General features: G+C 73.8%; 18 protein-coding genes. 6 read left to right on the top strand and 12 right to left on the bottom strand.

Annotated elements, in window-relative coordinates; translation table 11 throughout:
- The first annotated feature begins 78 nt into the window (after positions 1–78).
- Positions 79–546 (top strand): GNAT family N-acetyltransferase, encoded by a 468-nt coding sequence (locus AC4MBH_RS05180; RefSeq protein WP_491793278.1) that lies wholly within the window; start codon positions 79–81, stop codon positions 544–546.
- Here the strand turns inward: AC4MBH_RS05180 and AC4MBH_RS05185 are convergent.
- The 6 genes from AC4MBH_RS05185 to AC4MBH_RS05210 form a co-directional block, all read right to left on the bottom strand.
- Complete coding sequence (locus tag AC4MBH_RS05185) at positions 527–1,744, bottom strand: MFS transporter (RefSeq protein ID WP_491793279.1); 1,218 nt, start codon at positions 1,742–1,744, stop codon at positions 527–529. The genes AC4MBH_RS05180 and AC4MBH_RS05185 overlap by 20 nt on opposite strands.
- Positions 1,741–2,328, bottom strand: a complete 588-nt coding sequence (coaE, locus tag AC4MBH_RS05190; RefSeq protein WP_491793280.1) for a dephospho-CoA kinase — start codon at positions 2,326–2,328, stop codon at positions 1,741–1,743. The genes AC4MBH_RS05185 and coaE overlap by 4 nt, the downstream gene beginning before the upstream one ends.
- A gap of 68 nt (positions 2,329–2,396) precedes the next feature.
- Complete coding sequence (locus tag AC4MBH_RS05195) at positions 2,397–2,687, bottom strand: hypothetical protein (RefSeq protein ID WP_491793281.1); 291 nt, start codon at positions 2,685–2,687, stop codon at positions 2,397–2,399.
- Positions 2,688–2,689: 2 nt separating this feature from the next.
- The gene (locus tag AC4MBH_RS05200) at positions 2,690–2,971 is read right to left on the bottom strand and encodes a hypothetical protein (RefSeq protein WP_491793282.1); all 282 of its coding nucleotides are present in this window, start codon (positions 2,969–2,971) and stop codon (positions 2,690–2,692) included.
- A 58-nt stretch (positions 2,972–3,029) separates the two neighbouring features.
- Positions 3,030–3,833, bottom strand: coding sequence for a hypothetical protein (locus tag AC4MBH_RS05205; RefSeq protein ID WP_491793283.1), 804 nt, complete (start codon positions 3,831–3,833; stop codon positions 3,030–3,032).
- A gap of 2 nt (positions 3,834–3,835) precedes the next feature.
- Positions 3,836–4,384: an RNA polymerase sigma factor gene (locus AC4MBH_RS05210; protein WP_491793284.1), complete on the bottom strand. Its 549-nt coding sequence runs from the start codon at positions 4,382–4,384 to the stop codon at positions 3,836–3,838.
- A gap of 156 nt (positions 4,385–4,540) precedes the next feature.
- On the opposite strand from AC4MBH_RS05210, the gene AC4MBH_RS05215 reads away from it, so the two are divergent.
- Positions 4,541–5,236, top strand: coding sequence for a TetR/AcrR family transcriptional regulator (locus AC4MBH_RS05215; protein ID WP_491793285.1), 696 nt, complete (start codon positions 4,541–4,543; stop codon positions 5,234–5,236).
- A complete protein-coding gene (locus AC4MBH_RS05220; RefSeq protein ID WP_491793286.1) occupies positions 5,233–6,483 on the top strand; it encodes a class I adenylate-forming enzyme family protein in 1,251 nt (416 codons plus the stop codon). Before AC4MBH_RS05215 ends, AC4MBH_RS05220 begins: the two co-directional genes overlap by 4 nt.
- On the opposite strand, the gene AC4MBH_RS05225 is transcribed toward AC4MBH_RS05220, so the two are convergent.
- From AC4MBH_RS05225 to AC4MBH_RS05235, 3 genes are read right to left on the bottom strand one after another with little or no spacing between them, the layout of a single operon-like run.
- A complete protein-coding gene (locus AC4MBH_RS05225; protein ID WP_491793287.1) occupies positions 6,480–7,298 on the bottom strand; it encodes a hypothetical protein in 819 nt (272 codons plus the stop codon). The two genes, AC4MBH_RS05220 and AC4MBH_RS05225, sit on opposite strands and share 4 nt — an antisense overlap.
- A complete protein-coding gene (locus AC4MBH_RS05230; RefSeq protein WP_491793288.1) occupies positions 7,295–7,816 on the bottom strand; it encodes a SigE family RNA polymerase sigma factor in 522 nt (173 codons plus the stop codon). Before AC4MBH_RS05230 ends, AC4MBH_RS05225 begins: the two co-directional genes overlap by 4 nt.
- Before the next feature lie 48 nt (positions 7,817–7,864).
- On the bottom strand, positions 7,865–8,809 hold the full coding sequence (locus AC4MBH_RS05235) for a GlxA family transcriptional regulator (RefSeq protein WP_491793289.1): 945 nt from the start codon (positions 8,807–8,809) through the stop codon (positions 7,865–7,867).
- A 94-nt stretch (positions 8,810–8,903) separates the two neighbouring features.
- Here AC4MBH_RS05235 and AC4MBH_RS05240 point away from each other — a divergent pair, with 94 nt between their 5' ends.
- A complete protein-coding gene (locus AC4MBH_RS05240) occupies positions 8,904–9,065 on the top strand; it encodes a hypothetical protein (RefSeq protein ID WP_491793290.1) in 162 nt (53 codons plus the stop codon).
- A gap of 103 nt (positions 9,066–9,168) precedes the next feature.
- On the opposite strand, the gene rpsA is transcribed toward AC4MBH_RS05240, so the two are convergent.
- The 3 genes from rpsA to AC4MBH_RS05255 all read right to left on the bottom strand — a co-directional run bounded on the left by rpsA (position 9,169) and on the right by AC4MBH_RS05255 (position 12,175).
- Positions 9,169–10,647: a 30S ribosomal protein S1 gene (rpsA, locus tag AC4MBH_RS05245; protein WP_491793291.1), complete on the bottom strand. Its 1,479-nt coding sequence runs from the start codon at positions 10,645–10,647 to the stop codon at positions 9,169–9,171.
- Positions 10,648–10,815: 168 nt separating this feature from the next.
- Positions 10,816–11,727 carry a phosphotransferase family protein gene (locus tag AC4MBH_RS05250; RefSeq protein ID WP_491793292.1) on the bottom strand — a complete coding sequence of 304 codons (912 nt, stop codon included), beginning with the start codon at positions 11,725–11,727 and terminating at the stop codon, positions 10,816–10,818.
- Between the two features lie 13 nt (positions 11,728–11,740).
- Positions 11,741–12,175: a hypothetical protein gene (locus AC4MBH_RS05255; RefSeq protein WP_491793293.1), complete on the bottom strand. Its 435-nt coding sequence runs from the start codon at positions 12,173–12,175 to the stop codon at positions 11,741–11,743.
- A 56-nt stretch (positions 12,176–12,231) separates the two neighbouring features.
- On the opposite strand from AC4MBH_RS05255, the gene AC4MBH_RS05260 reads away from it, so the two are divergent.
- Together AC4MBH_RS05260 and AC4MBH_RS05265 are read left to right on the top strand one after the other, a co-directional pair.
- Positions 12,232–13,104, top strand: coding sequence for a class I SAM-dependent methyltransferase (locus AC4MBH_RS05260; protein ID WP_491793294.1), 873 nt, complete (start codon positions 12,232–12,234; stop codon positions 13,102–13,104).
- Positions 13,105–13,259: 155 nt separating this feature from the next.
- Complete coding sequence (locus AC4MBH_RS05265; RefSeq protein WP_491793295.1) at positions 13,260–16,520, top strand: DUF5005 domain-containing protein; 3,261 nt, start codon at positions 13,260–13,262, stop codon at positions 16,518–16,520.
- Positions 16,521–16,540 lie beyond the last annotated feature (20 nt).

The following is a 16,540-nucleotide window of genomic DNA, read 5'->3' on the forward strand; positions in this document are numbered from 1 at the left end:
GAGCGGCCGCACAGCACGACGTCCACGAGAGCCCCCGCCCCGGACCGGGCGGGGGCTCTCGTGCGTAGGCTGCGGCGCGTGCAGATCACCCCGGGCGGGCTGGACGACCCCGCGGTCGTGGCGTTCCTCGAGGCGCACGTCGCCCAGCTGCGGGCGCTCTCGCCGCCCGAGTCGAGCCACGCCCTCGACCTGCCGGGCCTCCGGGCGCCGGAGGTCTCGTTCTGGTCGGCCCACGACGGCGAGGAGCTGGTCGGCTGCGTGGCGCTCAAGCGCCTCGGTGCCGTCGCGGCCGGCGGTCACGCCGAGCTGAAGTCGATGCGCACCGCACCCCACCGCCTCGGCGAGGGCATCGGCGGGCGCCTGGTCGAGCACGTCCTGGCCGAGGCCCGCGGCGCGGGCTTCACCCGGGTCAGCCTCGAGACCGGCAGCGAGGAGTTCTTCGCCCCGGCCCGCCGCCTCTACGCCCGCCACGGGTTCGTCGAGTGCCCGCCGTTCGGGGACTACCGACCCGACCCGTTGAGCACCTTCATGACGCGCGAGGTGTGAGGGCGTCGAGCGCCGCCAGCTCGTCCTCGACGTACGCCGGCCGGCCCACCGCCAGCCCGCAGAGCAGCAGCGGCACCCCCAGGGCGGCGAGCCCGAGCAGCGGCGCGGTCCAGCTGCCGGTGGCGTCGTGCAGCACGCCGACGGCCAGCGGGCCGCCGGCGGCCCCGAGGTAGCCGACCGACTGCACGAACGCCGACAGCGAGGCCGTGCCCTCCGTGGTCCGGGCCCGCAGGCCGATGAGGGTGAGCACCAGCGGGAACGTCGCCAGGCCCCCGCCGATGACCACCGCCCAGAGCAGGGCCAGGTCGTGCGGCGCCAGGACCAGCCCGAGGTGGCCGATCGGGAAGCAGCAGGCCAGCCCCGCCACCAGCGGCCGGGGGTCGGCCATCCGACCCGTCGCCGCGGGCACCACGAACGAGAGCGGGATGCCGGTGGCGGTGACGACGCCGAGCAGCACCCCTGCGGTCGCGCTGGAGAAGCCGGCGTCGCGGAAGACGTCGGCGAACCAGCCGAACACGGCGTAGGCCTGGATGGACTGGAGGGCGAAGAACACCGCCAGCAGGCGGCCGGTCCGGGTGCGGGCCACCCGGGCGAGCGGGATCCGCCCGGCGGCCGGCGCCGGCCGGTGCCCCCGGTCGTGACGTAGGAGCAGCAGCCAGGGCAGCAGGGCCACCAGGGCCAGGAGCGCCCACACCGCGAGCCCGTCGCGCCAGCCGTCGCCGAGGCGTGCCACCGGCACGGTGGCCACCGAGGCGGTGGTGAGGCCGACGGCCAGGGCGGTGGAGTAGACCGCGGTGAGGGTCCCGATCCGGTCGGGGAAGTGTCGCTTGACCAGCGACGGCAGCAGCACGTTGGCGGTGGCCATGCCGGCCAGGGCCAGCAGCGAGAGCAGCAGGAAGGCCGCGGCGCCGTCGACCCGGCTGCGGGCGAGCAGCCCGGCGACGACGCAGGCCAGGGAGGCCGCGGTGACCCGGTGCAGGCCGACCAGCGCCGCGAGCCGGGAGGCGACGGCGCCGAACGCGGCGAAGGCCAGCACCGGCAGCGAGGTGAGCACCCCGGCCTCGGTCGACGACATCCCGAGGCCGGCTCGCACCTCGTCGAGCAGCGGGCCGACGCTGACCGCGGCCGGCCGCAGGTTGACGGCCAGCACCACGATGCCGACGAGCACCAGCAGGCGCCCGGACCGGGTCGCGGTCACCCGCCGGTCAGCTCGGCGAAGACCTCCTCGACCCGCGCGCGGAGCTGCTCGCGGGTGCCGGAGTTGTCGATGACGTGGGTGGCGATCGCGAGCCGCTCCTCGCGCGTGGCCTGCGAGGCGATCCGCGACTCGGCGTCCGCGCGGGTCCAGCCGCGGTCGCGCAGCATCCGCTCGATGCGCAGCTCGTCGGGGACGTCGACCACGATCACCGCGTCGAACTCACCGGCCCGGCCGGCCTCGGCGAGCAGGGGGATGTCGTGGACGACGAGGTCGTCGGGTCCGGTGGCGGCCTCGAGCTCGGCGTACCTCTCGAAGACCAGCGGGTGCACGATCGCCTCCAGCCGCTTGCGCTGCTCGGCGTCGTTGAACACGATCGCGCCGAGTGCCGGCCGGTCGAGGTGTCCGTCGGGGGTGAGGATGTCGGAACCGAACGCCGCCACGACCTGCTCCAGCCCGGTCGTGCCCTGGGCGACGACCTCGCGAGCCAGCACGTCGCCGTCGATGATCGTCGCACCGAGCTCGGCCAGGACCTGCGACACCGTGCTCTTGCCCGAGGCGACGCCGCCGGTGAGTCCTATCCGCACCGGGTGAGCCTACTGACGCTCATCGCGGCCACCGGCGGCACCCACGCGCCCCGGTCGGCGCCGGAGCGTCAGCACCCGCCCCCGCCGCCGTCACCGCCGCCGCCCCCGCCGCCGCCGCCGCTGTCGGAGGACCCACCCCCACCGCCGCAGTCGGAGCCGCCCGACCAACCGCCGCCGCTGTCGGAACCGCCGGACCAGCCGCCGGTGTACCAGTGGGCACTGTCACCAGCGCCCCACGCCCACCGGTCGCCGGCGCGGGCCGGCCGGGGACGCCCCACGGCACTCGTCGCCACCACGCCCACCAGGACGAGGAAGGCGATCACGACGAACCCGACCACGCCCACCACCACGACGCTCACGCTCAGTCACCGCCCCCGCCACCGCCGCCACCGCCGCCGTCGCCGCCACCACCGCCGCTGTCACCGCCGCTGCCGCCGCCGTCACCGCCACCGAACCAGCCGCCGCCGCTGCTACCGCTGTCGTGCCGGTGCCCGTCGTCGTAGGGGCCGAGGTCGGCGTAGGTGCCGCCCCCGTGGTCCCGCATCCTCGGCCGGCGCCGGGCGTTGCGCCTGCTGGACGAGACGGTGATCAGCACCGCCCAGCAGACGACGACGAACGCGATCACCAGCAAGAAGATCTCCATGTCCGCGGTGTGCCCCGCCGGGCCCTGCCCCAACCATGTCGGACGGGACCGGGTCTGCTCAGCAGCCGTGGTTGGCCTGGGCGCAGGTGTCCATGACGTCGAGCGGTGCGGCGGCCGGGCCACCCCGGACCTCGACCAGGGCCGGTCCGGCCGCGGCGTCCTGGCCGGGGGCCAGGTAGGTGACCAGCCACCACAGGTCGTCCGGCGGGCCCCCGACGACGGTCGACGTCGCGACGTGCCCGTCGGGAAAGGTGTACTCGACGGCGAAGTCGGGGGTGCCGGCGGGTACCGGCCCCCCGGCGACGAACAGCGCCTCCGTGCCGGCCGGGAACTCCGTGCTCAGCTCGTACGGGTTGCGGTCGCCGCCGCCGGCGAGCGGCTTGGGGTGGTGGACCGTCGGGCCGGCGCCGCCGTCGTGGCACAGCGTGTAGCGCCCGTCGGCGACGTAGAACGTCGTGGTGCCCGTCGGGTCCTCGGTCGAGACCGCTGGTTCGGCGCCGGGGAGCACCGCCGGCGTCTCCCGGGCGCACGCGTCCGAGCGGTTCGGCTCGAGCCCGGGCACCGCGCCGGGGTCGCCGGTCGGGACCGACGGGGGCGGCGTGGTGGGCTCGGCCTCCGAGGTGGTCACCGTCGGGGCGCCGGGGCCGGCCGGCCCGGCGCCGCGGTCGTCCCCGTCGCCGCCGCCGAGCAGGACGGCACCCGTGACCACCGCGCCGACGGCGACGGAGGCGGCGACCGGCACCAGCCAGCCACGGGCCGGCGACCGCACCTCTGCGGCGTCCCGGCCGGCCACCACGCGCTGGCGGATCCTGGCGCGGGTCGCATCGTCGAGCGGCTCGTCGGGCGGGGTCGACTCGGTCATCGTCAGGCTCCTTCGGTGAGGTGGAGGCGCCGGCGGGCGCGGGAGAGCCGCGAGCGGACCGTGCCGACGGGGACGTCGAGGGCCGCGGCGGCGTCGTCGTAGGACAGCCCGGACCAGACGACCAGGGCGAGGACGTCGCGCTCGCGCTGCGGGAGCCGCTCGATCGCCGCGAGGACCTCACGCATCCGCTGCTCGGTGTCGAGCCGCTCGACCACGCGGTCGGCGTGGTCCGGCTGGGCGGCGGGCGCCGGGATCCGCGCCACGGCCCGCAGGTGTCGACGGCGTCCGCGCGTCAGGTTGCGGCAGACGTTGGTGGCGACGCCGTACAGCCACGGGACGGCGGAGCCGTCGTGCACCTGCACCTGGTGGCGGCGCCGCCAGACCTCGAGGAAGACGGTGGCGGTGGCGTCCTCGGCGTCGGCCCGGTCGGCCGTCAGCCGGAAGCAGTGGCGGTAGATGCGGTCGGCGTGCCGGTCGAAGAGCTCGGTCAGGGCGTCTCCGTCGCCTGCCCGCAACCGGTCGGCCAGGGCGGCCTCGCTGGGTCTCGTCACGGTCTCCTCCGGTGGGCTCATACCCCGTCATGTCCGCAGCCGGACCCAGGTTCCCGGATCGTCGCGGGCCGATGTGGGTCCTCGCAGCGCGACGCGCCGGATCGAGCACTGCTCTCGGTCGTTGCCGCCGCTCTCGTCCTGCGCGACGATCGCTCCATGCCGTCAGCACCCCTCACCGCCCGCGCCGCCGCCCGCGCCGAGCTCACCCGCGCGATCCTCGACACCGCCGCCGCCCACCTGGCCGAGACCGGTCCCGCGGGGTTGTCGGTGCGGGCCGTCGCTCGCGACCTCGAGATGGCCTCCTCGGCGGTCTACCGCTACTTCCCCAGCCGTGACGCCCTGCTGACCGCGCTCCTCGTCGAGGCCCACGACGACCTCGGTGCCGCCGTCGAGGCCGCCGACGCGGGCGTACGCCGTGGCGACCTGCGCGGCCGGCTCCGGGCGATGGCCACCGCGCTGCGGCAGTGGGCCGTCGACCACCCCCACCGGTACGCGCTGACGCACGGCTCCCCCGTGCCCGGCTACGCCGCCCCCGACGACACCGCGGCGCCCGCGCAGCGGGTCACCCTCGCGCTGCTCGGCCTCCTCCGTGACGCGCAGCAGGCCGGACGGCGTCCGGTCGGCCCGACCCGGGTCGCGGCGGCCGAGAAGGCCGCACTCGCGCCGGTCGTCGCGCTGGTGGACCCGCCGCTGAGCCCGGCGTACGCCGTGCGCGGCCTGACCGTGGGGGCGGCGCTGCTCGGCCACGTGTCGCTCGAGCTCTTCGGCCACCTGCCCCAGGGCATTCTCGACCCCGACACGCACTACGCGACGGTCGTCGACGTCCTCGCGGCCGACCTCGGCCTCTCGTGACCCCTCCCGACCTGGTCCCCGGCGACCGGGTCGCCCTGCTGGTGCCACCGTCGGCGGCGTACCTCGACGCCGTGCTGTCGCTGCTCGCCCGCGGCGTGGTGCCGATCCCGCTCGACCCGCGGCTGACCGACCACGAGCGACGCCGCGTCCTCACCCCGCTCGAGCCCACGGTCGTGGTCACCGACGACGAGGCCCTGGCGGCGGTGACGACGCCCGACCGCGGCACGCCCCTGGCCCGGCCGATGCACTGCACGAGCGGCACGACCGGCACGCCCAAGGGCGTGTGGAGCGGGGTCCTCGGTCAGGCGGACGCGGAGGCGCTGGTGGCCGAGGAGCGCGACCTGTGGGGCTTCGGGCCCGACGACGTCAACCTGGTGCTCAGCCCGCTCTACCACTCCGCGCCGCTCCGGTTCGCGATGGGCACGGCCCTGGCCGGGGGCCGGGTGGTCCTGCCCGGGCCCTTCGACCCGGCGGCCGTCACGGGGGCGATCGAGGCCGAGCGGCCCACCACGATGTTCTGCGTGCCGACCCACCTGCAGCGGCTCTTCGCGCACTGGGACGACGTCGGCGTCCCCGACCTGTCGTCGTTCCGCCTGGTGGCGCACGCGGGCGCCCCGTGCCCGCCGCCCGTCAAACGACGCCTCATCGACCTGTTCCCCCGTGGTTCCACCTGGGAGTTCTACGGCTCGACCGAGGGCCAGTTCACCGCCTGCCGCAGCGAGGAGTGGCTCGAGCGGCCCGGCACGGTGGGGCGGGCCCGGCCCGGCCGCACGCTGCGCACCGACGACGACGGGACGATCTGGTGCGCGGTGCCGCCGCACGCACGGTTCGAGTACTACGGCGACCCGGCGCGGACCACGGCCGCCTGGCGCGTCGCCGACGGCGCGAGCTGGTTCACCGTCGGCGACCTCGGCCGGCTCGACGACGACGGCTACCTCCACCTCGACGGCCGCCGCGAGGACCTGGTGATCAGCGGCGGGGTCAACGTCTACCCGCTGGAGGTCGAGCAGGTGCTCGGCGAGCACCCGGGCGTCACCGAGGTCGCGGTGTACGGCGTCGACGACCCCGACTGGGGCCAGCGGGTCTGCGCAGCCGTCGTCGGGTCGGTGACCGAGGCCGAGCTGGCGGCGTGGGCCCGGGAGCGGCTCGCACCGCCCAAGCGGCCCAAGACCTGGACCTTCCTCGACGAGCTCCCCCGCACGCTGACGGGGAAGGTCAGCGTGCTGGACCTGCGACGCATCGGCTAGGGCGCATCGGTGAGCCTCAGCGCGAGCACCGTGCGGGCCAGGTCGAGCAGCTCCGCCTCCCTGAACGGCTCGCGCTCGAGCGGGTCCCCGGGCGGCACCAGGCGGCCTCGTCGCTGCGAGAACGTCCCCCAGGGCAGCTCCTCGGGGTCGTCGGGCACCTCGTGCACGTCGGGGTCGAACGCGGGGAAGCCCGCCGACGCGGCCACGGTCACCACGGCGTCGCCGTCGCTCACCCGGACGGCCCGGACCGGACCCTGGTAGGAGTCGCTCCACGTCACCGCGGCCGTGTCCCCGGCGTCGTCCCGGGTCACCGAGCACACCCGACCGACGCCCTCCGGCGGGTGCAGCGGCGTGTCGCAGAGGTCGGTGGACGTCGCGGGCGCGACGACTAACCCGAGGTAGCCCGTACGTCCCCGGTCATCGACGGCGAGGTGGTAGGTGAACGTCGCCGGCCCCATCCCTCCCCCGCCCCCTCGGGCGCGCAGTCCGGCGCGCTCGAGCGCGCCGTCGACGGCCAGATGGAAGCTCCGGTCGATCCGTGCGGGAACCACGGGAACCGCGGGAGCCGGCGGGGTCGAGGTGGACGAGGCGGGTCCGGGGTCGATCCCGCGCGGCGGGCCGGACGACGTCGACGTCACGCCGCCGGCGACGCCGGCCGCGGTCACGACCACCGCCGCCGCGGCCGTGCCGGCGACCGCGCGACGGCGCCGTACGGCGCGGCGCCGACCCGTGCCGACGACGAGGTCGTGGTCGAGGGTGACGGGGACGTCGGCCTGGGCCAGGCGTCGGAGGTCCTCGATGAGGTGGTCGGTCATGATGGTTCTCCTCGGTGGGCGTGGACGGGGACCTGCTGGCGGAGCGCGGCGAGTGCCCGCGCGGTCTGGCTCTTGACGGTGCCGGTGCTGCAGCCCAGCGCGGCGGCGGTCTGCTGCACGTCGAGGTCCTCGAGGTAGCGCAGCGCCAGCACGGCCCGCTGGCCGGGGGCCAGGCGGCGGAGGGCGGCGACGAGGTCGGCGTGCTCGTCGGAGTGGTCGCTGGGGTCGGCGCTGACCTCGTCGGTCACCCGGTCGTCGCTGTGGGCCAGGCGCTCGCGCCGCCACGGGCGGCGGCCCTCGTCACGGTGCCGGTTGACCAGGCACCGGTGCACGTAGGCGTCGGGGTTGCCGGCCCGCTCCACGCGGTGCCAGTCGACGTAGAGGCTCACCAGCACCGACTGCACGAGGTCCTGCGCCTGGTGCCAGTCACCGGTCAGGGCGTGGGCGGTCCGCAGCCATCGTCGTTCACGTGCCCGGACGAAGGCCTCGAACCCGGTCCTGCGGCTCTCGATGCTCATGGAGGGATGACGGAACCGAGGGCGTGCGAGGTTGTCGTCGACGTCCGATCAGCAGGCGAACTGGCGCCGGTAGGTCTGCGGACTGACCCCACGGATCCGGGTGAAGTGGTGGCGCAGGGTGGCGGCGTTGCCGAACCCGACCTCAGCGGCGATCTGGTCGACGGTGTTGTCGGTGCGCTCGAGCATCTCCTCCGCCAGCTGCAGCCGCTGCGAGGTGACCCACGCGTGCGGCGTCGTGCCGGTCTCGTCGCGGAAGCGGCGGGCAAAGGTGCGCGGAGACATGTGCGCCTGGCGCGCCAGGGTGTCGACGTCGAGGGGCTCCCCGAGGTTCTCGCTCGCCCAGGCCAGCACGGCGCCGAGGGTCTCGGCCTGGTAGTCGACGACCTGCCGCTGGATGAACTGTGCCTGCCCGCCGTCGCGGTGGGGCGGTACGACGATCCGGCGCGCCGTGGTGGCCGCGACCCGCGCCCCGAACGTCTGGCGCATCAGGTGGAGGGAGGCGTCGATGCCGGCGGCGCTGCCGGCGCCGGTGAGGACGTTGTCGGACTGCACGTAGAGCACGTCGGGCCGGACGATCGCACGCGGGTACATCCGCGCCATCCGGTCGGTGTAGCGCCAGTGGGTGGTGCACTCGCGGCCGTCGAGCAGCCCGGCACCGGCCAGCAGGAACGCCGCGCTGCAGTGGGCGTAGATGATCGCCCCCCGGTCGTGGGCCGCGGTGACGGCCTCGACGACCGCGGGGTCGTGGCGCAGGAAGTCGTGGAACGGCGAGACGCACACCAGGTCGGCGTCGGCGGTGGCGTCGAGGCCCGCGTCGACGAGCAGGTCGTAGGACGAGCGGCCCTTGACCCGACCCGGCCGCGGCGTGCACACCGTGAAGTCGAAGACCGGGTTGTCGTCCTCGGGGTGGTAGGGCTCGCCCCACACCTCCACCAACGATCCGAGCCCGAACGGCTCGGCCCCGTCCTGCACGATCACGGCCACCTTCTGCATGCCGACGACGGTACAACAGAACTGGCAGAAAATCGACGGGGACCGACATGTCTGCCACTCGTGGCAGGATCACCCGAGGCGCAGTATTACTGCCATGACCTTCTTCGTGATCCTCACCGTGGCCGTGGCCCTGACCATCGCCGCCACCGTCCGCTCCGTCTTCCACGACGCGCCCGCCGCGCGCCCCCGCTCCCACCGCGTCGACCCGGACTTCGTGTCCCCGGCGTCGCGGTTCCCCCACGACCGGGCCGCGTGATCGCCGCCCGCCACCTCCACTGACCACCACCGAGAACGGCCGAAGGCCCGGTCCCCCTGCGGGGACCGGGCCTTCGTCGTTGCTACGGGTGGGGCTCAGCCGATCAGGCCTGGCCGCCGGTCAGCTTCTCGCGGAGCGCCTGCAGCGCCTCGTCGGAGGCGAGCGAGCCGCCGTCGTCCTCGCCCTCGGCGGGCTCGCCGCCGGAGGAGTACGACGTGGCCTCGCCGGCCTCGGCGTCGGCCGTCTTGGCGTCGGCCTGCTGCTTGACGTGGGCCTCCCAGCGAGCGTGCGCCTTGGCGTACTGCTCCTCCCAGATCGCACGCTGCTCGTCGAAGCCCTCGAGCCACTCCCCCGTGTCGGAGTCGAAGCCGTCGGGGTAGACGTAGTTGCCCTGGTCGTCGTAGGTCGCCGCCATGCCGTACAGCGTGGGGTCGAACTCCTCGACGTCGGAGGCGGTCGCGGTCTCGTTGGCCTGCTTGAGCGACAGCGAGATCCGGCGACGCTCGAGGTCGATGTCGATGATCTTGACCATCACGTCGTCGTTGACCTGGACGACCTGCTCGGGGATCTCCACGTGGCGCTCGGCCAGCTCGGAGATGTGCACCAGGCCCTCGATGCCCTCCTCGACGCGGACGAACGAACCGAAGGGCACCAGCTTGGTGACCTTGCCCGGCACGATCTGCCCGATCTGGTGGGTCCGGGCGAAGTGCTGCCAGGGGTCCTCCTGGGTCGCCTTGAGCGACAGCGAGACGCGCTCGCGGTCCATGTCGACGTCGAGCACCTCGACGGTGACCTCGTCGCCGACGGTGACGACCTCGGACGGGTGGTCGATGTGCTTCCAGGACAGCTCGGAGACGTGGACGAGACCGTCGACGCCACCGAGGTCGACGAACGCACCGAAGTTGACGATCGAGGACACGACGCCCTTGCGGATCTGGCCCTTCTGCAGCTGGGTCAGGAAGCCGTGGCGGACCTCGGACTGGGTCTGCTCGAGCCAGGCACGGCGCGACAGGACCACGTTGTTGCGGTTCTTGTCGAGCTCGATGATCTTGGCCTCGAGGGTCTGACCGACGTAGGGCTGCAGGTCGCGCACGCGGCGCATCTCGACCAGCGACGCCGGCAGGAAGCCGCGCAGGCCGATGTCGAGGATGAGACCACCCTTGACGACCTCGATGACGGTGCCCTCGACGACGCCGTCCTCCTCCTTGACCTGCTCGATGGTGCCCCAGGCGCGCTCGTACTGGGCGCGCTTCTTGGACAGGATCAGGCGGCCTTCCTTGTCCTCCTTCTGGAGGACGAGGGCCTCGACCTGGTCGCCGACCGAGACGACCTCGGACGGGTCGACGTCGTGCTTGATGGACAGCTCGCGGGAGGGGATGACGCCCTCGGTCTTGTACCCGATGTCGAGGAGGACCTCGTCGCGGTCGACCTTGACGATGGTGCCCTCGACGATGTCGCCGTCGTTGAAGTACTTGATGGTCAGGTCGATGGCGGCCAGGAAGTCGGCCTCGGACCCGATGTCGTTGATCGCGACCTGGGGCGTGTCGGTGTCGTAGTCCGAGAAAGCAGTGAGTGTGGTCAAGGGAATGGGATCCTAGGGGTGGACAGAAGTCTGTGTCTGGACGCGCCGGAAGCCCGGTTTCACTACCCGGCCACCTGGACGGCGACCGGCTCCGCTGGCGGAGCCCGATAGCGAGCCGAGATCCGCTCCGTACGGGACGACGGCAGACCTCTGGCGCAGTGTGCGAGTCTACGTCGCCCGCTCCGGGGCCGTCCAATGCGGGCCACCGGGCCCGGGGCCCCGCGCGACCCGGTCGCGCAGCAGGTCGTGCGCCCGCGCGGCCACCGGGTTGTCCGCGCGCCGGGCGGCGAGGTCGACCAACGCCCACAGGTCGGCTGCCTCGGCCAGCGCCCGCGCCCGGCCCGGCGGGGTGCCCAGCCGCTCCTCGTACGCCGCCAGCACGCCGTCGGCGTACGGCTGCCAGCGGCCGGAGCCCTCGAAACGCAGCACGTTGCCGAGGTCGGTGAACGGGTGGCCGGCGTGGGCGTACTCCCAGTCGAGGAGGCCGGTGACCTCGAGCGACCCGGGGTCGATCAGCAGGTTCTTGGGGTTGAGGTCGCTGTGCACCAGGCACCGGCGCGCGGCGGTGGCGAGCAGCTCGTCGGCCTCGTCGCACCGGTCGACCAGCGCGTCGAGCTCGGCGTCGCTCCAGCCGGCGAGGGCGGCACGGTGCGCGTCGGCCCAGCCGACCAGCCCGTCGGGGAGGTCCCACGGCTCGATGCGCAGGTCGGGGCCGACGAGGTCGCCGGTGCGCAGCTGGGGCATCCCGCCGAGCGTCGCGACCAGGGCGCCGACGTGCCGACCCACCGTGGCGAGCCCCGCGTCGTCGAGGGTCGGCAGGATGAGGTCGCCGCGGGTCCCGGGCAGGAACGACGTCACGAGCAGTGCCGGCATCTCCCCCGAGGCCGGACGCACCTCGAGCACGTCGGCGACGGGCAGGAGGCCGCGGACCAGCCGCAGGAGCGCCGCGTCGACCTCGGCGCGGGCGGGGTTGCGCAGGTGGATGCGCACGACCTGCCGCTCCCCCGCCCCCTCGGCGAGGAAGGTCTCGCCCGACCAGCCGCCCTCGAGCGGGACGAGCCCGAACAGGTCGGCGGTCACCCGGCCGTCCTGGTCACTGCGGTGTCCCCGGCGGGTCGAGGGAGATGACGGCGTCGGGCTCGGCGTACCTGACGCCCTCGGCGGCGGTCAACGCCTCGACCAGCCGGGCCTGCCCGGCGGCGTCGAGCGGACGTCCGGCGTCGACGACGACGGAGTCGGACGTCAGCACCCGCTGCTCGGTGACGGTCAGGCACAGCCGCTCCCCCACCTCGGCGAGCAGCGCGGCCCGGGCCTCGGGATCACGCGCCAGCGCGGGGTCGAGGCCCACGATGTAGTCCTGGTACGCCGGCTCCACGGCGTCCTCGCCGACCACCGGGAGGCTCGGGCACGAGTCGGAGGTCGGGCCGGACGTCGGGCCGCCGACCGGGTCGTCGGCCCCGCCCGACTCGCTGCCGCAACCGGCCAGCACGAGCAGCGCGCCGGCGACCGGAAGCACCCGCAGCCTCATCCCAGGAGCGTAGGTCATCCGGGTCGCGCCGGGGTGCGCGCGGCTACGGTGACGTCGTGACCAGCGTTGCCCCGGACCCCGAGGCCCCGGACTCGCGCCACCACCCCCCGCTGCCGGAGTCGGTCCGCTCCGACCGGCGCGCCGTCACCGAGGAGCAGTCGCGCCGCGCCAACGGTCCCGACTGGGACCGCTACGCCGACGAGTACCAGGCCACGCACGGCGCCTTCCTGGGAGACGCCGGGTTCGTCTGGGGTCCCGAGGGCCTGACCGAGGCGGAGGCCGGCCTGCTCGGCGACGTCACCGGGCGCGACGTGCTCGAGGTCGGCTCCGGTGCCGGTCAGTGCTCGCGCTGGGTGCGCGCCCACGGCGGCCGGGCGGTCGGGCTCGACCTGTCGTGGCGCCAGCTGCAGCACTCGCGCCGCCTCGACCTCGAGACCGGCGTCGAGGTGCCCTCGGTGCTGGGGACGGCGACGCACCTGCCGTTCGCGGACGGCTCGTTCGACGTCGTCTTCGCCGCCTTCGGGGCGTTGCAGTTCGTGCGCGACATCGACCTCGCCGTCGCCGAGACCGCGCGGGTGCTGCGCGACGGCGGCCGGTTCGCGTTCTCGATCACGCACCCGACCCGCTGGATGTTCCCCGACGACCCCGGCGAGCCCGGCCTGGTCGCGAGCCAGTCCTACTGGGACCGCACGCCGTACGTCGAGGTCGACGACGACACCGGCGAGGTGACCTACGTCGAGCACCACCGCACCCTCGGCGACTGGGTCGCGCTGCTCGCCGGCGCCGGCTTCGCGATCACGACCCTGCTCGAGCCGGAGTGGCCCGCCGGGCACGACCGGGTCTGGGGCGGCTGGTCCTCGGTCCGCGGGCGCTACACCCCCGGTACCGCGATCTTCGGCGCCGACCTGTCCCGCCCGTACCGCCGCTGAAGTCGGCCTCGCGGCCGTCGCCCCCGTTCACCCTTGTCAGCGGCGACGGCACTGCGCACACTGTGGTCCCCACCACTCGCACCGACCTCACTCTCGGGGTCATCCCCCCTGCTCGGCCGACTCGACACGACAGGGTGATCGGAGTCTCGGCACTCGTGAAGAAGCACCTCCGCACCCGCGCCCTCGTCGCCGGGATCATGGCCAGCGCCTGCCTGCCCGTAGCAGTCTCCACCGCCGCACCGCCCACGCGGGATTCAGCCGAGGCGGCCGCCCCGGTGCCGTCGCCGATCGCGACCGGTGAACCGGCGACATCGGCTACGCCGGTGGGCGTCCCGCCGAACCAGCAGTTCATCGTGCGGTTCCGCGAGGCGAGCACGGCTGCACGCCGCGGACCCGCGGCGGCGCGGTCGCGGTCGGATGCGCTCGCGTCCGTCTCGCGTGCGACCGGGTTCGGACTGAGCCAGCGGTCACGGATGTCCACCGGCTCGGTCGTCGTACGGACCGGCCGAGCCCTCGGACGGGCCGACCAGGAGCGCCTGACGCGTGGTCTGGAGGCGCACCCCGCGGTCGAGTACGCGGTCCCGGACGGGATGAACTACCCCCACGCGGAACCCTCCGACCCCGACTACTCCGCGCAGCAGTGGCACTACGGCCCGCGCGGCGCGCGGTTCCCGCACGCGTGGCGCTTCACCCGCGGCGCCGGGGTCAACGTGTCCGTCATCGACACAGGTCGCACGACCCACGCCGACCTCGACACCGTGGGGGGCTGGGACTTCATCTCCGATCCGTCCACGGCTCGAGACGGCGGTGGGGCGGACTGGGACGCGCAGGACGAGGGCGACTGGCACGGCGCCGGCCAGTGCCCGGGCACGCCGCCGGACGACTCCAGCTGGCACGGCACCCATGTCGCCGGAACCATCGCGGCCACCTGGAACGGGGTGGACGGAGTGGGGGCTGCGCCCAGCGTGCGGGTGCAGCACGTCCGGGCCCTGGGACTCTGCGGTGGGAGCACGTCGGACATCGCCGACGCCATCACCTGGGCGGCCGGGGTGCCGAGGCCCGGCATGCCCAACGACCACCCCGCTGACGTGATCAACCTCAGTCTCGGCGGCTACAGCGCCACCGGCTGCGACCGTGACTACCAGGACGCCATCAACATCGCCAGAAGCCGGGGCGCCGTCATCGTTGTGTCCGCGGGGAACGACAACCAGGACGTAGCGACGTCGAACCTGGCGTCGTGCGACGGTGTGATCACGGTCGCCAACGTCACCTCGGCCGGCGTGCGGAACTCCGACCCGGCGGACGGATCGAACTACGGGGCCGCGGTCGACGTGTCGGCACCGGGCACCGACGTCTGGTCGACGGTCAACACCGGCAACACGACGCCGACGCAGAGCGGGACGTACGAGTCCTACGACGGGACCAGCATGGCCGCCCCGCACGTGAGCGCGCTGGCGGCCCTCGTCCTGGCAGAGCACCCCGACATGACGCCCGACGAAGTCGCGGCTGCGATCAAGAGGTCCGCCAGCCACCGCCCCGTCAGCGGTTGCGGCGGCTGTGGCACGGGCATCATCGATGCGGGACGGACGCTCGCCGACCTGGCGCACACGAAGGCGAACACCGGCCTGAACGCCATGTTCAACAACTACGCCAACCGCACCGGCTACCAGGAGATGTGCGATGACTGGAGCGGTGGCGACGGCACCCAGTCGATCCCCCTCCCCAACGGCGACCGCGCCTGGTTCTTCTCCGACAGCTATCTCGGCTCGCCCACGATCCGCGACAACGGCTTCCTGACCAGCGGACTCCGGAACGCCATCGTGGTGCAGTCCGGCAACGGCCTGCGGACCATCACCGGGGGCGGCACCTGCCAGGAGGACCGGACCGACATCGACTTCTGGGACCGCTACGCACGCACCCCTGTCCGTGAGGCCGGCGCCGGTTGGTACTGGACCGCCGACGGGATGATGTCGGCCGGCCGGGTCGTGAAGTTCCACTGGCGCAACGTGGCCACGCCGGACGGCTTCTGGCAGGAGACGCACGGTGCGATGACGGTCCAGCCGGTGTCCGACTTCTCCGGGTCGGTCGCCAGCCCGGTCCCGACGCTCCTCCCCCGGCACACGCCGTACGGGGAGCACCCGTTGATGTGGGGGATGGCGCTGATGGAGCACGACGGGTTCGTCTACGTCTACGGCTCCGCCTCCGTCAACGCGACCAAGGAGCGGCGGTTGTACGTCGCGCGCACCACCCGGGCCGAGCTCGCCGACTTCTCGACGTGGCGCTTCCGCACCGCCTCCGGCGGGTGGTCCGGGTCGCAGGCCGAGGCGGACCCGGTCTCGTCATCGTTCGAGCCGACCATGAGCTACTCCGTCCGACAGATCAACGACACGTTCTGGCTGATCCAGCGGGAGCCGGGTCTCAACGGGGGTGACATCGTCGCCCACCCCTCCTCCACGCCGTGGGACTTCACCCCCCGGGCGGTCACGCTGCACACCCCGCCCGAGGGGACGCACGCCGCGCCGGACTTCCTGCTGCACTACGACGCCCGGGTCCACGACGGACTGGGATCCGGCGGCGACGTCGTGGTCTCGTACAACGTCAACACGACCGCGGTCAGCATCGGGTGCCGCTCGCTCAACGACCACGACGGCTCCGTCTACCGGCCACGGTTCCTGACCGTGCCTTCCGAGAAGTTCCTCCCCTCGGCCGCCGAGCCGGTCACCGACACCTCCCCCGGGGGCTGGACGTCCCCGCCGGTCGTCACGTCGGGCTACGACGGGCGTTGGTACGACGGCTGGGCCTATCCCTCGCACTGCCCCCCGCTGGTGAAGTCCACCGACCTGACCGGGACCCCACTGAACAGCGGCGTCGTGCAGCTCGACTGGACCGACTACGGCCGCGACATGTGGTACTGGATCGAGGTGCGGGACGCCACGGCGGGCACGGCGTGGAAGCGGATGGAGTACTGGGCCACCGGCAACGCGTTCGACCACCAGGCGGTGACGACGGCCGCGCAGAACGGACACACCTTCCAGTACCGGGTCGTGCCCTACGCCAACGGCCCCGGCGGACGGGAGGCCCCGACGTCGGACGTGTACTCCACACGGGTGGCGGTCGCCCGACCGGCGACGCCCACGGGCGTGCAGGCCAGCACCCCGGCCACGAAGAACGGCACGGTCACGGTCCGGTGGAGCCGGGTCATCTCGCCCTCGGTCGACAACTTCTACCGGGTCTTCTACTGGGACCGGACGAAGGGTGAGACCGAGGCCACCGCCAAGGTGACGGGGTGGATGTCCAAGGACACCCTGAGCCGCCGACTGACCCTCGTCCGCGGCCACGCCTACAGCTTCGACGTGCAGGCGAGCAACCTCGGCGGCGTCAGCCCTCGGTCCCTCAACGTCGGGGTCACGGCCTGATCACACCGTTGGCGAGGTGG

It is taken from the genome of Nocardioides sp. WJ219 (assembly GCF_058559815.1).

What these genes read in the sequence shown, in the direction of transcription:
- AC4MBH_RS05200 (WP_491793282.1), bottom strand. Translation starts at nt 2,971, where the DNA reads ATGGAGATCTTCTTGCTGGTGATCGCGTTCGTCGTCGTCTGCTGGGCG.
- AC4MBH_RS05205 (WP_491793283.1), bottom strand. Translation starts at nt 3,833, where the DNA reads ATGACCGAGTCGACCCCGCCCGACGAGCCGCTCGACGATGCGACCCGC.
- AC4MBH_RS05215 (WP_491793285.1), top strand. Translation starts at nt 4,541, where the DNA reads ATGCCGTCAGCACCCCTCACCGCCCGCGCCGCCGCCCGCGCCGAGCTC.
- AC4MBH_RS05225 (WP_491793287.1), bottom strand. Translation starts at nt 7,298, where the DNA reads ATGACCGACCACCTCATCGAGGACCTCCGACGCCTGGCCCAGGCCGAC.
- AC4MBH_RS05230 (WP_491793288.1), bottom strand. Translation starts at nt 7,816, where the DNA reads ATGAGCATCGAGAGCCGCAGGACCGGGTTCGAGGCCTTCGTCCGGGCA.
- AC4MBH_RS05235 (WP_491793289.1), bottom strand. Translation starts at nt 8,809, where the DNA reads ATGCAGAAGGTGGCCGTGATCGTGCAGGACGGGGCCGAGCCGTTCGGG.
- AC4MBH_RS05240 (WP_491793290.1), top strand. Translation starts at nt 8,904, where the DNA reads ATGACCTTCTTCGTGATCCTCACCGTGGCCGTGGCCCTGACCATCGCC.
- AC4MBH_RS05255 (WP_491793293.1), bottom strand. Translation starts at nt 12,175, where the DNA reads ATGAGGCTGCGGGTGCTTCCGGTCGCCGGCGCGCTGCTCGTGCTGGCC.